The organism is Pseudomonas sp. FG1 (assembly GCF_034313875.1).
Lineage (GTDB): Bacteria > Pseudomonadota > Gammaproteobacteria > Pseudomonadales > Pseudomonadaceae > Aquipseudomonas > Aquipseudomonas veronii.
On sequence record NZ_JAVIWP010000001.1, the window covers coordinates 1,396,016 to 1,418,180 of the forward strand.

The window sequence follows — 22,165 nt, forward strand, 5'->3', positions numbered from 1 at the left end:
CTTAGCCGAGCATTTGTCGGACATTTTCCAGGGTGCCGTCGGCGAAGTTCTGCATAAAGTGTTCGAACCCTTCCTGCGCGGTGTCGACCGGTTCGCCGATGAGCGTCCAGCTCGCCCTGGAGCATCCGCAGCCAAGTGGCTCCACATGCATTGCCGCCCACAAGCGGGCCACGCCCAAGGTGTTGTAGACCGTGGTCCAGGTCATGAACATGGCCTCTTCGTCACGGCTGTTGAGCTGCTCCACCGCACAATGGCCATCGTGGAAATACTTCGTGCGTAAAGCGCCTACGCCGGTGCCGGTCATTTCGATGTGCGACAAGGCGGGAATGAACGCATCAAAGCCTGCAAAGTCCCCCACCAAGCCCCACAGCCTGGCGGCCTCGCAGGTGACTACGACAGAGGCCACCACTGGTGTGCCCCGGGGGTTGCGGATCAATGTATCGGGTTGCAACGGTTTCATGAGGTTGTCCTGAGGCGGTTCAGAGAAAGCCGATGGCCTTGAGGTAGTCGCAGCCTTTGCCTAACAGCGCGGGGCTTTTCTCGGGGTACGGCTTACCCATTTCTTCCACGCCCCGGCGTGCGTTGTCGTGACGGATCATCGACGTATCGCCGATGTCTTCACCCAACCCGTCCAGGTAAAAACCCAGCACGCCAAACAGCGCATTTTCGCGGCCCACCGTTCGCAGTTGCCGTTGCCACTGCGCGACACTGACCCGCTCGAATGTGTAGCCGGCGTCGCGGAATGCGTCGAGGTACTGCTCCCAGCTCAGGGGTTGTGGGTTATGCAGGTTGTACACGCTGCGCCCGGTTGCGAAACGAGCGCAGTGGAACGCGATGAAGCGTGCAAAAAAGTCCACCGGCATCAGGTCGAAGTTCACCGCTAAGCGCGGAACCCGGCCCAACTGCAGCGAGCCCTTGAGCATCAGCATCAGGCGATTTTTCTGTGGTTGGCAAACACCGCTTTGGCTGTTGAAACTGATATTGCCCGGACGATAGATATTCACCCAGGCACCTTGCTCCAGCGCGCGTGCCGATAGCCGCTCGGCCACCCATTTGGACAGGTTGTAACCATTCTTGATGTAGATCGGCGGTGTCGCCGCAGCAGGCGACTCGAGGACCTGTCCCGCGGCGTCGATGGCGCTGCATGCCGAGAGTGTCGAGATGAAGTTGAAGACCTTTTTGCTGTGGGTTTCACACAGGCGCACGCATTCGAGTATCGGGTCGACGTTGTCTTTTACCAGCGACGCGTAGTCCATCACATGGTTGACCTGCGCCGCGTTATGCACCAGCACGCCAAAGTCCCTGGCGAGGCGCTCGTACACCTCGGCGGCCAGGCCCAGGCCAGGCTGGCTGACATCGGCGGCGTACACCTGCACCCGGCTCAGGTCCAGATGTTCCAGGCGGTACTCCTGCAACGCCTGGGTGAACCGTACCGTTGCCGGCTGGTTCGGCAGTTCCCGTACCAGGCATGCCACTTCGGTCGCACCGCCGGCCAGCAAGGCTTCGACAATGTGGACCCCGATAAAACTGTTGGCCCCCGTCACGATCACTTTGCGACGATCACCGGCGCGGTCCTCGGGCAGCACCTCAAAAGGCGGTTCCCGCTGTGCGTCTTGAACCGCCTGGCCGACGGGTGCGGCAGCGCGCGGGCCGTCCTCCAGCAGCGCCGCGAGCGTGCGAATGGTCGGCATTTCAAAAAAGCTGTTCAGGGGCAGGCTGCGACCAAATTGTTCGCGAACCCGCAACAGCAGGCTCGACAGCAAAATGGAGTGGCCGCCGACGTTAAAGAAGCTGTCATCGATGGACAACGTGCCCGTAGGAAGCTGCAACAACTCATGCCACAGCCCCAACAGCTCAACCTGCAGCGGCGTTTGCGCGGCCTTTGCGGTGTGATTCGAAGGGCGCTGCACCGGCAGTTGCAACAAGGCCTGGCGATCGACTTTACCGTTGCTCGCGTAAGGCAGGCCGGCGAGTTCGATCCACCGCTCGGGTTGCATGTAATCAGGCAGCCACTGCCGTGCATGCTGTTTGAGGTCGTCCATCGTGGCACCCGGTTCCGGCTGGGCGACCACACCGCGAATCCTGCGATCACCGTCGATCACCACCGCCACCTGGCGGAACAGGCGGCTGGCACGCAGGCACTGTTCGATCTCCTGGGGTTCGACTCGAAACCCCCGAATCTTCACTTGCTCGTCCCGACGCCCGCCCAGCTCGATGCCGTCGCCGGTCCACTTTGCGTAATCACCGCTGCGGTAGGCGCACACGGGTTGTCCTCCCGGCAGTACCAGTTCGACAAAAGGGTCGTCGCGCAGTTGTGTTGCGTTCAAGTACCCCAGGCTCACGCCCGGCCCGACGATGTACAGCTCGCCCATCACCTGTTCGTCCACCGGCTGTAAATGCTCATCGAGTATCAGCACCTGGCTGTTGGCGATGGGACGGCCGGCGTTGCGATTGCTGTCCCCGGGCCGCAACGTGCGATGGGTGACCAGCACCGTGGCTTCGGTGGGGCCATAGAGGTTGTGCAACTGGCATTGGCCGGCCAGTCGTTCGATCACATAGGGTTCACAGGCATCGCCGCCGGTCAGCAGGTGCGTCAGGCCCAGCGGTTGGTCCAGCGGCAGGATGCTCAGCAGCGCCGGTGGCAGGAAGGCATGGGTGATCTGCTGCTGGCGGATCAGTTCTACCAACTGCTGCGGGTCGCGTCGTTGCGCCTCGCTTGGAACAATCAACTCGGCGCCGGCAATCAGGCTGGGGAAGATATCCATCAGCGAGGCGTCGAAGCTCAACGAAGCGAACTGCAGTACCCGACTCTGCTCGTCCAGCCCCATGCAGCCGCCGAACCAGGCGGTGAAATGGGCCAGGTTGCTCTGGCTCAGCAACACGCCTTTGGGGCGGCCGGTAGTGCCCGAGGTGAAGAGCACCATGCACGGTGCATCCCGGGAGGGGCGATGCTGCAGCAACGGTGACGTGTCGTGCTGATCGAGCGCACTGACATCCAATGAAACGAAGTACTCGCGCAGTGGGTGGCCGCCATCATCCAGCAACAGCCTGGCTCCCGCGCTGTCCAGCATGGCCTGTTGGCGTTGCGCCGGATGATCCGGTGCCAGCGGCAGGTAAACCGCGCCGCAGCCCAGCACCGCAAGAATGCTGGCATACAACGCCGTTGTTTTTTCCAGGCACACCCCGACCACCGGTGGTACCTCCAGGCCTTCCAGCAGTGGGCCGAGGCGTTGCTGGATCGCCCGTGCTTGAGCGTGCAATTGCCGGTAGGTCAGCACACGGCCGGCAATGTTCAGCGCCGGTCGTGCGGCGAAGGTGAGCAGGCTGGCTTGGAGTCGTTCGATCATCGGCACCTGCGCTGCCTGCAGCAATTGCACATCGGCGGTGTGATTGAACCGATGCACGAACGCCAGTGCCTCCAGCTTTTGCAAGCTGTGTTCGGGCCAGGCATTGGTGCCGGCCGCGGCGGGGCAATACTCCGGGTCGCGGGCGAAGCCGCTGACCAGCACGGCGACCCATTCCACCAGCGCGCTTGTCGCTTGCAGGCGCAGTCGCTGGCCATTGCCGCTGGGCGCGTCGGCAAGGTCCAGCACGGCCAGCAAGCGTTGGCCGGCGGCATAAGCGCGTAACTGCAGCCGCGGCAACCCATGCTCCGTCAGCGGGCCGACGCCCAGGCGCAGGCTGATGCGTGGAGCGGCGGCCAGGTGCGCGGGCAGTGACTCGCTACCGTCCTCGATCACCAGGTCGGCAGCGTCATGCCCCGACAGATGACCATACTGTTCCAGCTCCAGCCTCACCGCATCCAGGGCACGGCTGATACCCAACCATCCAATTGTCAGGCGCCTCATGCCGCTCTCCCGGCCACCGGCAGATAGTCGGCCAATGCCAGGGCCACGCTCGGTGTCTGCAGCAAACCGCTGTGTTGCAGAAAGCCCATGATGTTGCCGATCAGCGGGTGGTGGCGGGTGATGGGGAACTCCAGTGCCGCCATGTCGGCCCGCAGCGCATGGCGAACATCAGCGCTGACGTCCAACTGATCGATCAGTTGCAGGTCGAAGGATTTTTGCAGCTCGTTGGTCAGGTAATGCGCCAGAAAGATGGGCAAGACCGGTGCAATGCTGTCGCGGTCAGCCGGGCTTGCCGCCTGCCAATAGAGGCGCACCAGGCGTGTCCAGAACTGCCCATGGCGCCCTTCGTCGAACAGGTGATCGGCCATCAAGCCACGGATGGAGGCCTTGACGCTGTCGTCCCTGGAAAACGCCGCTACGTCATGGGTCACGGTGTTTTCGGCAATGGCCACGGCAATCAATTCCACCGCATCGCGCAGGTGCGCCGGGGCTTGCGCCTGCGCCGCCGGCAGGGCGCGGCTCAGTTCGATCTGCCCGGGCAGATCCAGCGGTGATATACCGGTCATCTTCACGGTCTGTTGCAGGAAGTCCAGCGCGACCAGGGCGTGATAGTCCTCGTCCACCACGACGGTCATCGCGTCGTAGCGACACACAAGGGGGAAGGGCAGGGCGAAACGGTTCTTGGCGATGTTACGCGCGGTCCTGTCGACGATCTCGGTTTCGAAAATCACCACGTCATTGATGAATTTGTAGAAGCTTTGCAACAGCACGAAGTCGCGCCACTGCGGGCAATGTTCAAGGAAGGTCGCGCTGAGCACCAGGGGCTGGCGGCACAGCGGGTAGATCAGTTTGTCGTCGTTTTCCAGCAGGCGGCGAGGGCGTGTGCGGATGGTGGCGCGGCGTTCCCAGTCTTCGGCGATGGAGCGGTAGGCGCTGATGTTCATGGGCGCACCTGTTGCAGCAAGGTGTGTACGTCGTCCCAGAGCTTGATGCGGTTTTCCACGGCGTTGACCGCGGTTTCAGCCGCCTGTTGCTGGCGCTCGGGTGCGTTGTCGGTAAGGCCCTGGAGCATCCTCTGAGCCCCTGGCTCATGGTCTTGGGTGTCCAGCTCGATGTGGCGGTTGAGGTACTCGCCCAAGGTTGGCGCCTGGTTCCTGATGATCTCACTGCCCTGCAACAGCCGTTCGAACATGCTCGGTATAATGCTTTCGCGGCCGTGCAGGAAGGCGGCGGCCACACAATGGGTGGGCGCATTCAACGCGATGTGCAACGTGCTGGCGACGAAGCGGGCCACGCCGGGCAGCACATCGACCTGGCTCAGGGCGGCATTGGCCTCGACGCCCCGACGTTGCAGCGTGATGAACGTATCGATAGCGTGGGTACTGGCGCCCACTTCGAGCATGGCTTCGCGGTACAGCTCGAAGTGGCTGCAATGACCGCGCCGGGGGTGTTCGTCCGACTCCTCGCCCAGCACGATTTCGTTGATCAGGCGGGCGGCTTGCGGGTCGGTCGGCGGGAGCCAGGGTAATTGCGTACAGGTCAGGTCCCGTTGCAGGCGTTTGGTGAGGCTCATGAAGTCCCAAACGGCAAATACATGGTTTTCCATAAAGATTTGTAACTTGCCAAGTGAAGTTATTTCTTCAAATAACGGATGGCTGCATAACTGCAGTTTTTTTTGTTTAAGTAAACCTTGATACATAGTTGATGCCTATAAGTTGTTGCGACTGCTCTGAAAACAGTGCTGGGCTTTTGCAGCCCAAAAGCGGACAGATAACGTTTAGCCAAGCAGCGCGCGCAGCGCTGCCCAAACAAGGGTTCGTGCAGGCTGTTGAGGTGCTTGGTTTATTGAAGAAAGATAATAAGCCGATTAAACGTTTGGGCGAGCTTATAAATGTATTAGATGTTTTTTCGAAAAGATTCCGGTTGTGGGTAAGTTGTATTATTAAACGTGGGAAGTTTCTCGAGCATTAGCAGGCATTACGCAGTCGAATAGTTTTAACCAGGGCGTCTTGATGCGGGTTCTGCCAACAGCGAAGGCCGCCCCGCAATGCTTGATCGGTGAAGCAGGCTGGGAAAGTTCAGTTGCCGGTCGCCTCAAGGCCCTTGAGGTAAGTGCTGATGACCTCCATGCCTCGCATCAAGTGATTGCGCAACGTCAGGATACTTTCGTCGACCTTCTTCTGCGCCACCAGGCTCAGCAGTTCGCGGTGATCTTCCTGGGACGTCTCGCCGAGCCCCATCGCTTCAAGGTTGAAACGCAGGAAGCGCTCCTCTTCATTCAAACCGTGTTCGACCAACGTGAGTAGCCGCCGGTTGGGGGCCTTGCCATACAGCGCCATGTGGAACAGGCGGTTGAGCCGGCCGATCTCGGTATAGTCTTTCTCTTGTTCCAGCGCCGTGATGAAGGCATCGGCCTGGGCAATGTCGTCTGCGCTGAGCAACGGAATCGACAAGCGCAGCGCTTCGGACTCCAGCAGCATGCGCAGGGCGTAGGTCTCGGCCGAATTGTCTTCGATCAGCGGTGCAACCACCGCCCCCTTGTGCGTCACGACGTGCAGCAACGACTGGGCTTCCAGCTGCCGAAGGGCTTCACGCACGGGCATGCGACTGACGCCGAACAGGCTGGCCAGCTCCTGCTGGCGCATGGCGGTACCACAAGGCAATCGGCCATCGAGGATGGCATTGCGCAAGGTTTCTTCGATTACGGAACGAGCAAGATGGGCGGGAATAGGCCCGCTGACCTTGATACTGCTCAAAGGGCTCGGCTTTTGCGTCACGGCTACGCTAGCCTCCTCATAGAATGGCAATGGCTTATTGGATCCAATGCACACTAGAGATTGCCTACAGGCTTGTCAAACGAGCAAGGTTTTCGGCTTGTAAGCGGCTAAACACGCCACTCTGGGTGCCCACATCGAGCTTTTGCGCTGTCTTACGCGGTGGTGTCGGATTGCCCTGCATTGAACACTTCACCGCCATCGTTTGTTCCATTCCCGCCGCCCAGCGCAGGGTTTCGTCGGTGCATTCCTGTCTATGCATATTCTCTAACGGTATTTAAAATACAGTTCTTATATCTATAAAGTCACTCTCCTGTCCGATCGGGAGTGAACTCATGTCAGCCACCTCTACTGTTCCAGCAGCGATCCCTAACGCCCAAACCTTCGAGATTCGCCCACTTCCCGGCAGCGTGGGGGCCGAGATCATCGGCCTGGATTTGTCCCGCCCGGTCAATGACGAGGATTTCGCCCGCATTCACCGCGCGCACCTGGATCACCATGTGGTGGTCTTTCGCGACCAGCGCATCACCCCCGACCAGCAGATCGCCTTCAGCCGCCGCTTTGGCGTGCTGCAGATCCATGTGCTCAAGCAGTTCCTGCTGGCCAACCACCCGGAAATCCTGATCGTCTCCAACATCATCGAAAACGGCCAAGCCATCGGCCTGGGCGATGCGGGCAAGTTCTGGCATTCGGACCTTTCCTATAAAGAACTGCCCAGCCTGGGCTCGATGCTGCATGCCCGGGAACTGCCAGCCGAAGGCGGCGACACCCTGTTTGCCGACATGCACAAGGCCTGGGACCACTTGCCCGAGCACCTGCGCAACGCCGTACACGGCCGCAGCGCTGCGCATTCCTACACCGCGCGTTACAGCGAAACCAAATTCGAAGGCAACTGGCGCCCGACACTGACCCCCGAGCAGCTCGCCCAGGTCGCCGAAGTGGTCCACCCGATTGTGCGTACCCACCCGGAAAACGGCCGCAAGGCGCTGTTCGTCAGTGAAGGTTTTACCACCCGCATCGTCGGCCTGCCGGAGGACGAAAGCCGCGACCTGCTGGCCCAGCTCTACGCCCACAGCGTGCTGCCGGACAATATCTACCGCCACCACTGGCAGCCCCACGACTTGGTGTTCTGGGACAACCGCTCGCTGATCCACCTGGCTACCGGTTGCCCGAGCCATCTGCGCCGCAAGCTGTACCGCACCACCATCCAGGGCGACGCGCCTTTCTGATTCGGAGCATGACCATGTCCAGAAACATTCCATTTGCGCGGCTGGCCGCCACGTTCGGCCTGGGTATCAGCCTGTTGGCCGGCAGCCTCGTCGCCCCGACGGTGGCGCAGGCTGAAGGTGAGATTCGCATCGCCGAGCAGTTCGGCATCGTCTACCTGTTGCTCAACGTGGTGCGCGACCAGCACCTCATCGAAAAATACGGTAAGCAGGAAGGCCTCGATATCCAGGTCGACTGGACCCAACTCTCCGGCGGCGCGGCCGTGAATGATGCGTTGCTCTCCGGTTCCATCGACATTGCCGGTGCCGGCGTCGGGCCGCTGCTGACCATCTGGGACCGTACCCGCGGCAAGCAGAACGTCAAGGCCGTCGCCTCCCTCGGTAACTTTCCCTACTACTTGGTGAGCAACAATCCCAAGGTCAAGACCATCGCCGATTTCACCGATAACGACCGCATCGCGGTACCGGCGGTGGGTGTGTCGGTGCAGTCGCGCTTCCTGCAATACGCAGCTGCCAAGCAGTGGGGCGACAAGCAATTCAATCGCCTCGATCAGTACACCGTCGCCGTCCCGCACCCCGACGCCACGGCCGCGCTGATCGCCGGCGGTACCGAGCTGACCGGGCACTTTTCCAACCCGCCGTTCCAGGACCAGGCCCTGGCGAACCCCAATGTGCATGTGGTGCTCAACACTTATGACCTGCTGGGCCCGAACTCGCCGACGGTGTTGTTCGCCACTGAAAAATTCCGTAACGACAACCCGAAAACCTACAAGGCATTCGTCGATGCGCTGACCGAAGCCGCGCAGTTCGCCCAGCACGACAAAGGCGCCGCCGCCGACACTTACATCCGCGTGACCAAGGCCAAGATCGACCGTGCCGAGCTGCTGAAAATTATCGACAACCCGCAATTCGAGTTCAGTGTCACGCCGAAAAACACTTACCCGCTGGCGGAGTTCCTCTACCGCGTCGGCGCAATCAAGAACAAGCCGGAATCGTGGAAGGACTACTTCTTCCAGGACGCCAAGCCCCTGCAAGGAAGCTGAGATGAACGCGCCCCTGCAAGGCCACACGGCCAGCAACCTGCCCACCGCCGCCGCCGCGCTGCTGGCGGTGGATAACGTCAGCCTCGAATACCGCACCCCCGAGCGCGTGGTGCGGGCCACGCACCAAGTCAGTTTCGACATCGACCCGGCCGACCGCTACGTGTTGCTCGGCCCGTCGGGTTGCGGCAAATCCACCTTGCTCAAGTCCATCGCCGGGTTTATCCAGCCTTGCGAAGGGGAGATCCGCCTGCTGGGGCAGAAGGTCGAACAGCCCGGTCCAGACCGCATCGTGGTGTTCCAGGAGTTCGACCAGTTGCCGCCGTGGAAAACCGTCAAACAAAACGTCATGTTCCCGCTGCTGGCGTCGAACACCCTCAAGCGGCGGGACGCCGAAGAACGCGCGCTGCACTACCTCGACAAAGTCGGCCTTAGTGCCTTTGCCGACGCCTATCCGCACACTCTCTCCGGCGGCATGAAAGCCCGCGTGGCCATCGCCCGCGCCCTGGCGATGCAGCCGAAAATCCTGTTGATGGACGAACCCTTCGCCGCCCTCGATGCGCTGACCCGACGCAAGATGCAGGAAGAGTTGCTGCGGCTCTGGGAAGAGGTGCGTTTCACCTTGCTGTTCGTCACCCACTCCATCGAAGAGGCGCTGGTGGTGGGCAATCGCATCCTGTTGCTGTCGCCCCATCCTGGGCGCGTGCGCGCGGAAATCCACAGCCATCAATACGATCTGCACAGCCTTGGCGGTGCGCAATTCCAGGCCTCGGCGCGAAGGATTCATCGCCTGCTGTTCGATGAAGCCCCCGAAGCCGAACGTGAGTTGGGCTTCGCCGATATCCGCATCGCTTACTGAAGGGCCCCACCCATGCGCCAGGAATATGAAGTCACCCTCGAACCGCTGCTCAGCGTCCCCGTGGAACGCGAGCTGCCCCTGCGCCAACGCGTGTGGCAACAAGGCTGGTTGCGCAAAGGGTTGATCCTGATCGTGCTCGCGATCCTCTGGGAAGCGGTTGCGCGCTACCAGAACAATGACCTATTGCTGCCGAGTTTCTTGCAGACGTTTCACGCGCTCTACGACGGGCTTCTGAGTGGCGAGCTGCTGAGCAAAGTCAGCCTCTCGCTGGTGGTGCTGATCAAGGGCTACCTGATCGGCATTGTGCTGGCATTTGCCCTGACCACACTGGCGGTGTCGACCCAACTGGGCCGCGACCTGCTCAGCACCCTGACCTCGATGTTCAACCCGCTGCCGGCGATTGCGCTGTTGCCGCTGGCACTCTTGTGGTTTGGCCTGGGCCAGAACAGCCTGATTTTCGTGCTGGTGCATTCGGTGTTGTGGGCGTTGGCGCTCAACACTTATTCGGGGTTTCTCGGCGTGTCCGAAACCCTGCGCATGGCCGGTCGCAACTACGGGTTGAAGGGCATGCGCTTCGTGCTGTTCATCCTGATCCCGGCGGCACTGCCGTCGATCCTCGCCGGCCTGAAAATCGGCTGGGCATTCGCCTGGCGCACGCTGATTGCCGCCGAGCTGGTGTTCGGCGCCACCAGCGGCAAAGGCGGCCTGGGCTGGTACATCTTCCAGAACCGCAATGAGCTGTACACCGATAAGGTTTTTGCCGGGCTGGCGGTGGTGATCCTGATCGGCTTGTTGGTGGAGAACCTGGTGTTCGATACCTTCGAGCGATTGACCGTCAAGCGGTGGGGGATGCAGCGCTGAGGCTGGCTTGATCAATGTGTGAGCAGGCTTGCTCCCACTGGGGACGTTTCCCCGTCAAGCGCCTTCAAGGATTGCGCAAAAACACCACATACCCGCGAAACCACTCACTCCCCTGCAAATACCCCGGCGCCGTCCATTCCCCGCCCTGGATCAAGCCGATCTTGAACGGCAGCCCCAGCCGATTCATTCGTGGCAGATACGCGGCGTAATCCGGGATGCTCTGGCGCCCCTGATACGTCTGCACCACCACTTCATCCACCACGCCGTTGAGCCGGGCGATGGCGGTTGGGTCGGCGTTGCTGCTCCAGTCCATCAGGCCGGTGATGCTCAGGCGCAGGTCGGTGGGCAGGCGCTGGCGCAGGTCGCGCAGGAAGTCGGCGTATTCGTGCAGGTACTGGGTGCGGGCGTCGAAGTCGATCTGGATGCCGATCACCGGGTTGCCGGCGTCGCGCCAGCGTTGTACCTGGCCGAGCAGTTGGGTGTAGACGCGGTCCGGCCAGCGCAGGGTGTGGGCGCGGTAGACCAGCCAGATGTCGCCCTGGGTGATGCGCGGCACGCTTATGCCCTGGGCGATCAATTGCACGCCGCGTTGGGGCGCGCGGCGGGTGGCGTTGATCTGGCCCTGGAGGATGTACAGGGTGTTTGCCTGCTTGAGCACCGGCTGCGGCGTGACCCCGCTCCACAGCCAGAAGGCGTCATAGTCGCGGGCGTCGACCGCGCCGAAAGCCGGGCTTGCCAGCAACAGCAAGCCGAGCCACAGCGGTTTCACCAGTAGTACTGCAGGGATTTGCCCCACTGCGTGTCGGCAAAGCCCGTCTTGAGTTGACGGAACCAGGCCTTGCGCACGGCCGGTGCGACGTCTTCGCCGCCGCAGCTGTTATAGCCGGCGGGCGCGTAGCAGTTGATGGCGCGGAACAGCGCGTAGGCCTTGTCGGTTTTCGGCGCCTTGGGGTTGCCGATCACCTGTTGGTAGCCGTCGAGCCGCGAGAAGGTGTCACCCTTGAAGTCCGATGGCGTGCTGCCCAGGCTGCCGGCGGCGCGTGCCTGTTCAAGGGGCATGCCGTCGAGGTTGTTGCGCAGGATGAACTCGCCGAAGCAGTTCAGGCCGTGGGGATTTTTTGCGTCGTTCTGCAAGGTCGCGGCGGTTTGCGCAATGCTCGGGCAGGCGTAGCCGGATTCAGCTTTTTCGCCGTTCCACTGGAACAGTTTCAACGTCTGGCTGGCGCTGTAGACATAACCCAGGCTGGTGCCCAGCTTGTCGTCCGGGGCCGACGCCGGCAGTTGCTTGAGGTCGTCGTCGAAGGTGGCGAACTGGCCGCGCAGCAGGTCTTTATAGAGCAGCACGAATTGGGCGGTCTGGCGCTCCAGCGGGTCATGGGCCTGGGCGATCTGTTGGCGCAGCAAGTCCGGCCCGGCGATGTGGCGCAGCAGGATGTAGCGCACCTGTTTGGCGCTGATCGGCGAATCGGCGGCGAACACCTTGGCCAACTGGCCGCTGCGTTCGTAATTCATCGCCAGTGCCAGCTCCAACTGGTCGCGTTGCAGCGGTTGTTTGGCCAGCGGCAGCAGTTGCAGCCACAGGGTTTCGGCGGCTTTCCAGTCTTGCTTGGCTTCCAGGGCCAGGCCGCGCAGGGTCTGTTGGCTGAAGGCGAAGTAATCCGGGTTCGACGGCACGTCCTGGGGCAGGTGTTTCAACGCGTTGTCGGGTTGATGCTCGACGTACAGGGCATACGCCGCTTGCAGGTAGTCGAACAGCGCCGGCGCGTCGGCAAACACGGCTTTTTGCTGATCGAGATCGGCGCGGCTGAGGGCCGGCGGCGTGTGAGCGCGCATCCGCATCAGGTCGCTGACGAGCAGGATCATCGGGTTCTGGACTGCCTTGCCGTTGACCATCAGCAGCTTGACGTCGGCTTCGGCCACCAGCTCATCCACGGACACATTACGCTGGGCGTCGGTGGCCTGGGTCAGTTGCCAGGCATAGGCCTCGGCGAGCTTGGCTTGATCGTCCGCCAACCAATACACCCGGCGCAGCAGGCCACGGGCGGAGGCGACGTAATCACCCTGTGGATAAGTCTTCAGGTAACCGAGGAAGCCTTCTTCGGCGTCGCTCAGGGCGGACTTATCCACATGCTCGAGTTGCGGCATGCCGTATTCGTCGAAGGCGTCGGCCTGCGCCTGGTTCAGTGACGTCCGCGCGGTCATGTACAGCGCGGTTTCCTTCAGCCAGGGCACATTGCTGGTGCTGGCGCCGGCGAAACCGCGCTCGGCGTCGCTGAAACGGCCGCTATAGAAGTCGGCGGCGGCCTGCAGATAAGTGCGAAACAATTGGCCTTCGCTGGATTGGATCTGCTGTGCATCCAGCACTTGGCCTTCCCAAGAACAGGCCGTGAGCAATTGCAAACGCGCCTTCACCAGTAGCTCGCGTTCGGCTGCCGGCATGTCGGCCTTGAGCACCTGGCGGATAAACGCGGTGGCGCTGTCATCGTCGTTGCTGCGGCAGCGGCTGCCTTCGCCATTCAGGAAGTCAGCCCCCGCCGATTTGTATTCGTCGCGCTTGATGCCCAAAGGCTGGAGCAGGGTGTCGAGTTCGGCGCTGGGCGAGGTGTGCGATGTGTTATCCGCTTCGGCCGGCGCGGCGGCGATCGGCACCAGGCGGTACACCGGGAACGGCACCGGACCGAAGCCTTGGGACAGGTCGTCTTCGCTCAAGGCGTTCGGCGCCAGGGGTGCGGCTTTTTTGTCGGCCAGCAACAGGCGCAGGTTGGTTCGGCTGTCATTGCCGGGGCTCAGGAACGGCAGGTTGTTGCAGGTGTCCAGGCTGTCCCGCGAGACCCTCCAGTCGGGGTAGCACGAGTCGTCGGAGCTGGCGAGTGCCGGCAGGGAGAGACCGGCGAGCAGGGCCAGTGCCAGGGGTGACAGAAAACCGATGTGCATGACGTGTCCTTGATCCTGAGTCCTTGGAGGTCGGCAATCATAACGTGATCCGGCGAAGGCTTCGGCGAAGGCCTACAAAAAATGCTGATTTGTCTGACTGGGGGTAGTGGCAATTTAACTCCGCTGCCCTAGACTGCGCACATCGTCAGGGAGGTCGAATGTATGAAGCAGTTATGTAGATCGGTACTGGGATTTTCCTGCTTGGTGAGCCTGGCGCCGATGGCCATGGCGGACGATCCGCTGTTGGACCACGCGCCCGCAGCGGCCGTCAGCGCCGACAGCGAAGCCCGTGGTGTATTGCGCGCCCGTGACCAGGCGATGCTTGCCAGTGAATTGTCGGGGCGGATTGTCGAACTGCCGTTCAGCGAGGGCGAGTCGTTCAAGAAAGGCGACACCCTGGCGCGTTTCGATTGCTCGGCCTACCAGGCCCAACTCAATGCCGCCTCGGCCGCCAGCCGTGGCGCCGGCGAAGAACTGGCCCACAACAAACAACTGGCGGCGCTGAATTCGGTCGGCCGGTTCGAAGTGGCCCGCGCCGAAGCCAAACTCACCGAAACCCAGGCCCAGTCCCAGGTCTATCAGGTGCAGGTCAAGCGCTGCAGCGTGCTGGCGCCGTATGACGGCCAGGTGGTGCAGCGCAAAGTCCAACGTTATGAAAGCGTCTCGGCCGGCGCGCCGCTGCTGGAAATCGTCGACAACCGCAGCCTGGAGATCCACCTGCTGGTGCCGTCGCGCTGGATGGGCAAACTCAAGCCCGGGCAGACGTTCAGCTTCACCCCCGACGAAACCGGCCAGGCATTCAACGCCACCGTCAAACGCCTTGGCGCGCGCATCGACGAAGGCAGCCAGACCCTGTTGCTGGTCGCGACCTTGCCCAATGCCAATGGGTTGATGGCCGGCATGAGCGGCACCGCGCACTTTGCACAACTGCAATGAACGCACCGATGACGGGCAATGCCGAGCGGGTATTCGCGCAGTTTCTCGAGTTGGAACGCCAGACCCGCGCCGCCCACAGCACTGAGCAATTGGCCTACAGCCTGGTCAACGATGGGCAACCGCTGTTCGGCTATCGCCATGCGGCGCTGTTGATCGCCGGCAAGGTGCGGGCCGTGACGGCGGTGAGCAGCGTCGACCCGAACGCGCCGTTCGTGGCCTTCGTCGAGCAGGCCGTGGCCCAACTGCACAAACACGGGCTGGGCCAGACCGCCCGGGAAGTGCCGGCCGCGCAATTGAGCGCGCAACTGCAGGCCGACTGGCAGAGCCTGTCCGCCGGCCATGTGTTCTGGTTGCCCTTGATCGACCCGCAAGGCCGCGTGTTCGGCGGTGTGTGGCTGGCGCGGGATACGCCCTGGAACCCGGCCGAGCAGGTGCTGCTGGCGCAGTTGGGCGATACCTACAGCCACGCTTGGCGTGCGCTGCAACCGCGCCAGCCGTGGCGCCTGCGCCTGACCCGCAAACGCCAGGTGCTGGTGGTCGTCGCGTTGCTGCTGATGCTGCTGATTCCGGTGCGCCAATCGGTACTGGCGCCCGCCGAAGTGGTGCCGTTGGCCGGCCAGGTGGTAGCGGCGCCGCTGGATGGGGTGATCGCCGAGTTCCTGGTCAAGCCCAACCAGACGGTGAAAACCGGCGACCTGCTGCTGCGCTTCGAAAGCACCACCCTCACGGCCCAGGCCGATGTGGCAGCGCGTGCCCTGGGCGTGGCCGAAGCGGAGCTCAAGGCCAATTCCCAGCGCGCCTTTGCCGATGCCGAATCGAGTTCGCGTATCGACCTGCTGGCGGCCCGGGTCGAGCAAAAACGCGCCGAGCGCGACTACGCCCGCGAACTGCTCAAGCGCAGCGAAGTACGCGCGGAGCGTGACGGTATCGCGGTGTTTGCCGACGCCGAACGCTGGACCGGCAAACCGGTGCAGACCGGCGAGCGTCTGCTGCAGATTGCCGACCCCGGCCAGGCAGAGTTGCGCATCGAACTGGCGGTGGGCGATGCCATCGCATTGGCGCCCGACGCCCAGGTTGCGCTGTTCCTCGACAGCGACCCGTTGCAGCGCCACCTCGCCACCTTGCAACGCGCCGCCTACGAGGCGCAGCCCACGCCCGGCGGGCAACTCGCCTATCGCCTCGATGCGCGCTTCGATGAGGCACCGCCACGCATCGGCCTGCGCGGCACGGCGAAGCTCTTCGGTGAGCGCGCGCCCCTGGCCCTGTACCTGTTGCGTCGGCCATTGGCCGGCTTGCGCCAGAGCGTTGGCCTCTGATGAACCTGCCCCCACTGCGTGAAGACCTGCAACTGTCCAGCGCCGGCGCGGCCCTGGACGGCTCGCCGCGCTGGACCCTGGCCGACCCGGTGCGCGGGCGTTACTTCAAGCTCGGCGCCACCGCCATTCGGCTGCTGCGCCACTGGTCCCTGGGCGACCCGCAACACGTCCTGCAAGCCGCCAACCGTGAGCCGGGCCTGCCCCTGGGCGCCAGCGAAGTGGATGAGCTGCTGAGCTTCCTGCGCGCCCATGACCTGATCGCCGCGCTGGACCCGCAGCAACGTGCCAGTTACGCCTACAAGGCCGCCGCCCGTAAGCAAAGCCTGTGGCAAATCCTGCTGCATCAATATTTGTTCTTCCGCATCCCGCTGTGGCGCCCGGACGCGTTCCTCAACCGCGCCTGGCCGTGGCTGGCGCGCTTCGGGCCGGGGCTGTTGCGCTACGGCTTGCCGCTGACCCTGGGCCTGGGCGTGTTTCTGGTGGCGCGGGACTGGCAGCGCTTTCTGGCGACGTTCCCGCACCTGTTCAGCCTTGGCGGTGCCCTGGCGTTTGGCGTGGCGCTGTTCTTCGCCAAGCTGTGCCATGAATTCGGCCATGCCTTCATGGCCAAGCGCGCCGGGTGTCGCGTGCAAAGCATGGGCGTGGCGTTCATGGTGTTGCTGCCGATGTTCTACACCGATGTGAGTGACGTCTGGCGGGTCAATGATCGGCGCGCGCGATTGCTGATTGGCGCCGGTGGGGTGATGGCCGAGTTGTTGCTGGCCTGCGTGGCCTTGCTGGCCTGGTCGCTGCTGCCGGACGGCGCGGCGCGCACGGCGGCGTTCATGCTGGCCAGTGCGACGTGGCTGACCACCCTGGCGATCAACCTCAACCCGTTCATGCGCTTCGATGGTTATTTTTTGATCAGTGACCTATGGGGCGTCGACAACCTGCAAGGTCGCGCCTTCGCCCTTTGCCGCTGGCGCCTGCGCGAGTGGTTGTTCGGCTATGGCGAACCGGCGCCGGAACCCTGGGCGCCGAACATGCAACGGCGCCTGCTGTGGTGGGGTTACCTGGCCTGGTTGTGGCGGGCGGCGCTGTTCCTGGGGATCGCCCTGGCGGTGTATCACCTGTTCTTCAAGCTGCTGGGGATCTTCCTGATGCTGGTGGAACTGGTGTGGTTCATCGGCCTGCCGATCTTCAAGGAGTGGCGCGAATGGTGGAGTCGCCGCAGCCAGGCCCATGCGCCGCGGGTGCTGCTCAGCGGCCTGGGCCTGCTGTTGTTCGTGCTGGCCCTGGTGGTGCCGTGGCGCAGTGCCGTGGAGTTGCCGAGCATGCTCGAGGCCGGGCGCGCCAGTGCCTTGCACGCGCCGGTGGCGGCGCGGGTGAAACAGTTGCGGGTGGTGGATGGGCAAGTCGTGACCCAGGGCCAGGTGCTGATCGAATTGGAATCGCCGGATTTGGATGCGCGGCAAAGCATCGTGCGCCGCGAAGTGGAGATCCTGCAGTTGCAGATGCGTCGCCAGGCCGGACGCAGTGAAACCGCGGCCGACGCCGGGATCAACGATCAGCGCCTGTCCCAGGCCCTGGCCGAATACCGCGGGCTTGCCGCCCAACGCGAACGCCTGCTGTTGCGTGCGCCCCATGCCGGCACCGTGCGCGACGTGCTGCCGCAGTTGAGCGTGGGCCGCTGGCTGTCACCTAAAGACGCGCTGGCGCGAGTGGTCGAGGAGGGCGCGCGCCTGCGCGGGTATCTGGCGGAAGCCGAGCTGTGGCGGGTGACGCCGGGGGCGAGCGGGCGGTTTATCGCCGATGACCCGATGCGCGCCGCCATCCCGGTGGTGCTGACCGATATCGATGCCAACGGCGTGGCCTATCTGGACCAGGAAGCCCTGACCTCCGACCACCACGGGCCGATTGCCGTGCGCCGCGACGAAAACCAGCGCCCGGCGCCGGTGCAGGCGCAGTACGGCGTGCGGTTGCGCAGTGCGCAACCGATCGCCACCCCCCATCAACCGCTGCGCGGCGTGGTGGTGTTGCAAGGGCGCAGCGAGTCGGTGCTGGGCGTGGCCTGGCGTCGAGTGGCGGCTTTGGGTGTACGGGAAAGCGGATTCTGACAGGAGTGCAAAGGCATGTTGAACAAGGACGGCGCTTTGGCGCAGGGCCTGGTGGTGCGCCCGTCACGGCCCACCGACGGGCCATTTCTGCAAAGCCTCTACCGCTCGGCGCGTGCCGATTTGCAGTGGATCGACGGTGAGCAGGGGCTGGTCGAGGCGGTGATCGCGCAACAGTTTCAAGTGCAGGAAAACGGCATGGGCGAGCATTTTCCCGGGGCCTTGCATTATGTGATCGAAAAACTCGACACGCCCATTGGCGCCCTGAGTGCCGATTTCGGCCCGAATGAAATCCGTGTGCTGTACCTGGCGTTTATCCCCGCTGCCCGAGGCCAGGGTTTTGGCCGCGCGGTACTGCACGGCGTGCAACGGGCCGCGCAGCAGGTGTGTTGCCCGGTGGCCACGGTGGTGTGGGCGAGCAACCCCCATGCGCGCCAGCATTACCTGGCGCTGGGGTTTCGGTTGGAGGAAGAGACGCCCGCCGCGCAGCGGCTGGTGTGGTACCCGTCTCAGTTGAACACGATGCAGAAATAACCGCGTGCGTTGTCGCGGCCCATGGCGGGTTCGCGGGACACAAACACCTGCTCCAGGCAGGTCTGCGCCAGCGGCAAACGGCAGAGGCCGTCGACGAAATCCGTCGGCTCCAGGCTGTCGAGCAACACGCTGAAGGCCGTGCGCGGGCTGCCCGGTACGCTGGCTTTGGGCGCATCAGTCACCTGTTGGATCTGGATCGGCAGCGCCGACCCATCCGGCAGGTACAACACACTCGTGCGCGCAAGCAGAGGGCGAAAGTGCTCGGGGGTGACCAGGTTCAACATACATCAGCTCCGTGTCAGAGAGGCCGAGGCCCAAGTGCCTCGGCCCGGGTGCGGGTCAGTCGCGTGACGGGAAGACCCCGTTCAGGGCAATGCTGAAGTTGATCACCAGGAACGGGTTCATCGTGTCCATGGGCAACCCTTGGCCGGCCAAGGCCAGCGTGCCGGTCAAGCTCGTGCTGACGCCTTTGAGCGGTACCGGGCTGGCGCCCTGCTGGTCGGAAAAGATCGAGGCACTGCCCGGCCCGCCCCCGGAGGCGCCGATAAACGCATTGGCGGCGGTCGGCGCTGTAAGCGGGTTGCTGGCGGTGTCGGCCAGTTGCACCGCCGCGCTGACTGCCAGCGCCGCCGTGCTATGGGTGTGCGTGGGTAGGTTGGCCTGGGTGGCCATCACGCTTTCGACGCCGTCGACGTCGCCGATTAACCGCTGCGACAGGCCCGGGCCATTGCCTTGGCCGATGGGCAGGCGACCTTGCAGGTCAGGCAGCTTGAAGGTTTGCGTGCCGTCCCCGCCATATGTCGTGCCGATCAGCGCGTACAGCGCCTGGTATTGGCTGATGGGCAGGAGCTGGCCGGCGCAGAAGGCCCAGTTTCTTGGGGCGAAATTAAAGGCGAAAGGTTGGATAGTGCCGATGAATACTTCCATGAATCGTTCATCCTTGTGTGAGCTGTTCAAGGGGATATAAAGCCAGTCGATCTGGCTTCATCGCAGAGCGTAGACGCAGGTTTTGAGCGCTGCCTGCCGGTTGCGAAACAACGGGCGAATCCGGGGCTTTTGTCCTAGAGTGGCGCTTGTTTGCGCATGCGCAGGTTTGGCCCTGGAAATGGGCAGTGGCGGGGGAATCGGGGTGCGACGGTCTGTGGTAGAGCAAGACGACAACGTTGGGGTAATTTCTGCTGTCAATCGCCTCGCAAAGGCCCGTGAAGGTGGCGATTGGTTGCGCCAGTTATGGTGGGTGCCGATTCTGGCGCTGGCGCTGGCGGTGCGTTTTTATGGCCTGACGGCCGCGGCGATCTGGGGCGACGAAGGCTCGAGCCTGTTGCTCAGCCAATATGCGGCGACCGACCTGTGGTTTCACGCCGCCCACGATGTGCATCCGCCGTTGTATTTCTTCTTGCTGCGCGGCTGGATCGAGCTGTTCGGCGACGGCATCTGGTCGATTCGCAGCATGAGTGCGATTCCCGGTGTGGTCGTGGTGGGCCTGGGCATCTGCCTTGCGCGGCAGTTGTCCACCCTTCGTGCCGCCGTGCTGGCGGGTGTGCTGCTGGCGCTGTTTCCCAGCGCGGTGCGCTACAGCCAGGAAGTGCGTATGTACTCGCTGCTCGGCGTGTGGCTGCTGGGCGCGACGCTGGCGTTGGTGTATTGGGTGCGCCAACCCGAGCGCACGCGCTACCTGCTGGGGTATGGGCTGCTGATGGCCGCCGGTTTCTATACCCATTACTTCACCGCGTTGTGTGTGTTGGTGCATTGGGCCTGGCTGGGCCTGTTGAGTGCGTCCCAGCCCCCCGGTCGGCGCTTGATCACGCGTCCGGCCTGGTGGGTGGCTAACGTCGCGATCGTGCTGGTGTACCTGCCTTGGCTGCCGAACCTGGTGGGCCTGGTGCAGCATGTCGAGCAGCTCAAGGTCGGCGGCGACATCGGCTGGGAAGAGCCGATCAACCAGTTCTCCGTGCCGTCGATGATCTGGCAGTTCATGTTGCAGGACGAAGGTCTTGGCTTATCGCCTGTGCTGTTCTGGTCATTCCCGCTGCTGCTGGTGGCCGTGGTCGGCGTCTGCGCCTGGCGCGATCAGGCGCGCTACCGGCCGGCCGGTCTGTTGGCGCTGTTTTTCTTGCTGCCGTTGCTGCTGGTGTACGGGGTGTCGTTTATCTCGTCGGTGTTTATCGAGCGTTACCTCACCGTCTATGCCCTGGCTTTGCCGATCATCCTGGCGCTGGCCATCGACCGCCTGCCCGGACGTCTTTCATGGCTGGGCGCGGCATTGTTCGTGCTGTGCGTCGGTGTGGAACTGCTGGGGGTGAAGAACAATGCCACCGTGGATGTGGATGATCAGTTCAACGTGCCGGTGGAGTTCGTCAATCGCAACTACCAGGAAGGTGACCGCATCGTCCTCAGCGACATGCTGTGGTACCTCAGCTACGTGTATTACGACCGGACCGACGCCCAATTGCAGCTTTACACCCCGCCCAAACCGGATGGCACGCCGACGCGGCCGAACGCCTATGGCTTCGGCACGCTGGTGGATCAGGACGGCGGGCGTATTTACCTCGACCGTTTGTCGGCATTACCGGCCGATACCCAGCGTGTCTGGCTGATCAGCAGCAACGAAGCACCGGACGATTTTGCGCCGCTACCGGACGGATGGCGTGAAAAAATGCAGCAGGACGGGGGCGGTGCCAGGGCGCGATTATTCGTGCTATGCCTCGGCCCAGAGCCTTCGCAGCCAGAGGCCTGCCGCTAATATCCATTTGGAATGAAAGGAATATCAAAACAGTGGCATTTGACCACTAGTGATCTCTTTAATCATCAGTTACGATTCGGATACAAATGGATTTTTGTCCTACAAAAGTGGTGAAGGGATGCAGTATCACTTTATCTCCGGTTTGCCCCGCTCCGGTTCGACGCTGCTGTCTGCGATCCTCTTGCAGAACCCGCGCTTCCACGCTGGCATGAGCAGCCCCGTGGGCACTCTGTTCAACGGCGTGCTGGGGCAATGCAGTGCTGGCAGCGAGTTCGGTTCGGTCATCGATGCCAATACCCGGCGCCGCTTGCTGCGCGGGTTGTTCGATGCCTATTACGCCGACCGCGCCCCTGTGCCGGTGGTGTTCGACACCAATCGCCAATGGTGCGCCCGTATGCCGGCGCTGCACGACCTGTTCCCCCAGGCCAAGGTGATCGCCTGCGTGCGTAACGTGGCGTGGATCATGGACAGCCTCGAGCGTGTGTACCGCGCCAACCCCTTCGAAAACACCAAGCTGTTCAACGACGACGTCGAGCGCAACACCGTCTACAGCCGTGTCGAAACCCTTGGCCAGCGCAATCGCCTGGTGGGGTACGCCTGGTCGGCGCTCAAAGAGGCGTACTACGGTGAACACGCCGACTCGATGCTGGTGGTCGACTACGATTTGCTCTCCCAGGCCCCCGAGCGGGTCATGCGGCTGGTCTACGAATTTATCGGCGAGCCCTGGTTCGAGCACGATTTCGAGCACCTGAGCTACGACGCGCCGGACTTCGACGACGCCCTCGGCGTGAGCGGTTTGCATCGGGTCAAGCCGAAGGTGGAACTGCAGCCCCGGCGGACCATCCTGCCGCCCGATCTCTTCGAGCAGTTCGCGCATATGTCTTTTTGGCGTGATGGCACTTCCAGCGCCGCCAATGTGATCCGTACCAAAGCCGATGCCGCGATCAGTTGATTGCGGTTTTTTTCATTGCGGGAATCAGCATTCGACCGACGGGTGAGCA

The 22,165-nt window shown here is 62.9% G+C and carries 19 protein-coding genes; 10 read left to right on the forward strand and 9 right to left on the reverse strand.

The genetic code is table 11. The features are described from left to right. Position 1 precedes the first annotated feature (1 nt). From RGV59_RS06605 to RGV59_RS06625, 5 genes are all read right to left on the reverse strand, one after another. On the reverse strand, positions 2 to 460 hold the full coding sequence (locus tag RGV59_RS06605) for an SRPBCC family protein (RefSeq protein ID WP_126585973.1): 459 nt from the start codon (positions 458 to 460) through the stop codon (positions 2 to 4). A gap of 19 nt (positions 461 to 479) precedes the next feature. After that, entirely contained in the window at positions 480 to 3,848 is a 3,369-nt protein-coding gene (locus tag RGV59_RS06610; protein ID WP_126585972.1) for an amino acid adenylation domain-containing protein, read from the reverse strand. Next, positions 3,845 to 4,792, reverse strand: coding sequence for a diiron oxygenase (locus tag RGV59_RS06615; RefSeq protein WP_046483732.1), 948 nt, complete (start codon positions 4,790 to 4,792; stop codon positions 3,845 to 3,847). The genes RGV59_RS06610 and RGV59_RS06615 overlap by 4 nt, the downstream gene beginning before the upstream one ends. Next, complete coding sequence (locus RGV59_RS06620) at positions 4,789 to 5,547, reverse strand: DUF3050 domain-containing protein (protein WP_126585971.1); 759 nt, start codon at positions 5,545 to 5,547, stop codon at positions 4,789 to 4,791. Before RGV59_RS06620 ends, RGV59_RS06615 begins: the two co-directional genes overlap by 4 nt. A 379-nt stretch (positions 5,548 to 5,926) precedes the next feature. Then, positions 5,927 to 6,625, reverse strand: a complete 699-nt coding sequence (locus RGV59_RS06625; protein ID WP_026139846.1) for a GntR family transcriptional regulator — start codon at positions 6,623 to 6,625, stop codon at positions 5,927 to 5,929. A gap of 332 nt (positions 6,626 to 6,957) precedes the next feature. On the opposite strand from RGV59_RS06625, the gene RGV59_RS06630 reads away from it, so the two are divergent. From RGV59_RS06630 to RGV59_RS06645, 4 genes are read left to right on the forward strand one after another with little or no spacing between them, the layout of a single operon-like run. Continuing rightward, on the forward strand, positions 6,958 to 7,851 hold the full coding sequence (locus RGV59_RS06630) for a TauD/TfdA dioxygenase family protein (protein WP_126585970.1): 894 nt from the start codon (positions 6,958 to 6,960) through the stop codon (positions 7,849 to 7,851). 14 nt (positions 7,852 to 7,865) lie between these two features. Then, the gene (locus RGV59_RS06635; protein ID WP_017845545.1) at positions 7,866 to 8,891 is read left to right on the forward strand and encodes an ABC transporter substrate-binding protein; all 1,026 of its coding nucleotides are present in this window, start codon (positions 7,866 to 7,868) and stop codon (positions 8,889 to 8,891) included. A gap of 1 nt (position 8,892) precedes the next feature. Continuing rightward, the gene (locus RGV59_RS06640; protein WP_126585969.1) at positions 8,893 to 9,747 is read left to right on the forward strand and encodes an ABC transporter ATP-binding protein; all 855 of its coding nucleotides are present in this window, start codon (positions 8,893 to 8,895) and stop codon (positions 9,745 to 9,747) included. Between the two features lie 12 nt (positions 9,748 to 9,759). Then, the gene (locus tag RGV59_RS06645) at positions 9,760 to 10,608 is read left to right on the forward strand and encodes an ABC transporter permease (protein WP_046483738.1); all 849 of its coding nucleotides are present in this window, start codon (positions 9,760 to 9,762) and stop codon (positions 10,606 to 10,608) included. Between the two features lie 64 nt (positions 10,609 to 10,672). Here the strand turns inward: RGV59_RS06645 and RGV59_RS06650 are convergent, their stop codons facing one another. Both RGV59_RS06650 and RGV59_RS06655 read right to left on the reverse strand, forming a co-directional pair. Next, positions 10,673 to 11,377 carry a DUF3142 domain-containing protein gene (locus RGV59_RS06650; protein ID WP_126585968.1) on the reverse strand — a complete coding sequence of 235 codons (705 nt, stop codon included), beginning with the start codon at positions 11,375 to 11,377 and terminating at the stop codon, positions 10,673 to 10,675. Then, positions 11,374 to 13,542: an outer membrane assembly lipoprotein YfiO gene (locus RGV59_RS06655; RefSeq protein WP_126585967.1), complete on the reverse strand. Its 2,169-nt coding sequence runs from the start codon at positions 13,540 to 13,542 to the stop codon at positions 11,374 to 11,376. The genes RGV59_RS06650 and RGV59_RS06655 overlap by 4 nt, the downstream gene beginning before the upstream one ends. A 219-nt stretch (positions 13,543 to 13,761) precedes the next feature. On the opposite strand from RGV59_RS06655, the gene RGV59_RS06660 reads away from it, so the two are divergent. Genes RGV59_RS06660 through RGV59_RS06675 form a run of 4 tightly spaced genes read left to right on the forward strand, consistent with a single transcriptional unit; the run spans position 13,762 to position 18,421 of the window. Then, on the forward strand, positions 13,762 to 14,478 hold the full coding sequence (locus RGV59_RS06660; RefSeq protein WP_371918437.1) for an efflux RND transporter periplasmic adaptor subunit: 717 nt from the start codon (positions 13,762 to 13,764) through the stop codon (positions 14,476 to 14,478). Then, entirely contained in the window at positions 14,475 to 15,794 is a 1,320-nt protein-coding gene (locus tag RGV59_RS06665) for an efflux RND transporter periplasmic adaptor subunit (protein WP_046385122.1), read from the forward strand. The genes RGV59_RS06660 and RGV59_RS06665 overlap by 4 nt, the downstream gene beginning before the upstream one ends. Next, entirely contained in the window at positions 15,794 to 17,890 is a 2,097-nt protein-coding gene (locus tag RGV59_RS06670) for a biotin/lipoyl-binding protein (RefSeq protein WP_126585966.1), read from the forward strand. The genes RGV59_RS06665 and RGV59_RS06670 overlap by 1 nt, the downstream gene beginning before the upstream one ends. 15 nt (positions 17,891 to 17,905) lie before the next feature. Then, the gene (locus RGV59_RS06675) at positions 17,906 to 18,421 is read left to right on the forward strand and encodes a GNAT family N-acetyltransferase (protein WP_046385120.1); all 516 of its coding nucleotides are present in this window, start codon (positions 17,906 to 17,908) and stop codon (positions 18,419 to 18,421) included. Here RGV59_RS06675 and RGV59_RS06680 read toward each other — a convergent pair. Both RGV59_RS06680 and RGV59_RS06685 read right to left on the reverse strand, forming a co-directional pair. Next, positions 18,397 to 18,705, reverse strand: coding sequence for a hypothetical protein (locus RGV59_RS06680; RefSeq protein WP_046385119.1), 309 nt, complete (start codon positions 18,703 to 18,705; stop codon positions 18,397 to 18,399). The genes RGV59_RS06675 and RGV59_RS06680 overlap by 25 nt on opposite strands. Positions 18,706 to 18,760: 55 nt before the next feature. After that, positions 18,761 to 19,348, reverse strand: a complete 588-nt coding sequence (locus tag RGV59_RS06685; RefSeq protein ID WP_017845535.1) for a phage tail protein — start codon at positions 19,346 to 19,348, stop codon at positions 18,761 to 18,763. A gap of 202 nt (positions 19,349 to 19,550) precedes the next feature. Here RGV59_RS06685 and RGV59_RS06690 point away from each other — a divergent pair, with 202 nt between their 5' ends. After that, complete coding sequence (locus RGV59_RS06690) at positions 19,551 to 21,164, forward strand: glycosyltransferase family 39 protein (RefSeq protein ID WP_126585965.1); 1,614 nt, start codon at positions 19,551 to 19,553, stop codon at positions 21,162 to 21,164. Between the two features lie 118 nt (positions 21,165 to 21,282). Next, positions 21,283 to 22,116 carry a sulfotransferase family protein gene (locus RGV59_RS06695; RefSeq protein ID WP_017845533.1) on the forward strand — a complete coding sequence of 278 codons (834 nt, stop codon included), beginning with the start codon at positions 21,283 to 21,285 and terminating at the stop codon, positions 22,114 to 22,116. Positions 22,117 to 22,165 lie beyond the last annotated feature (49 nt).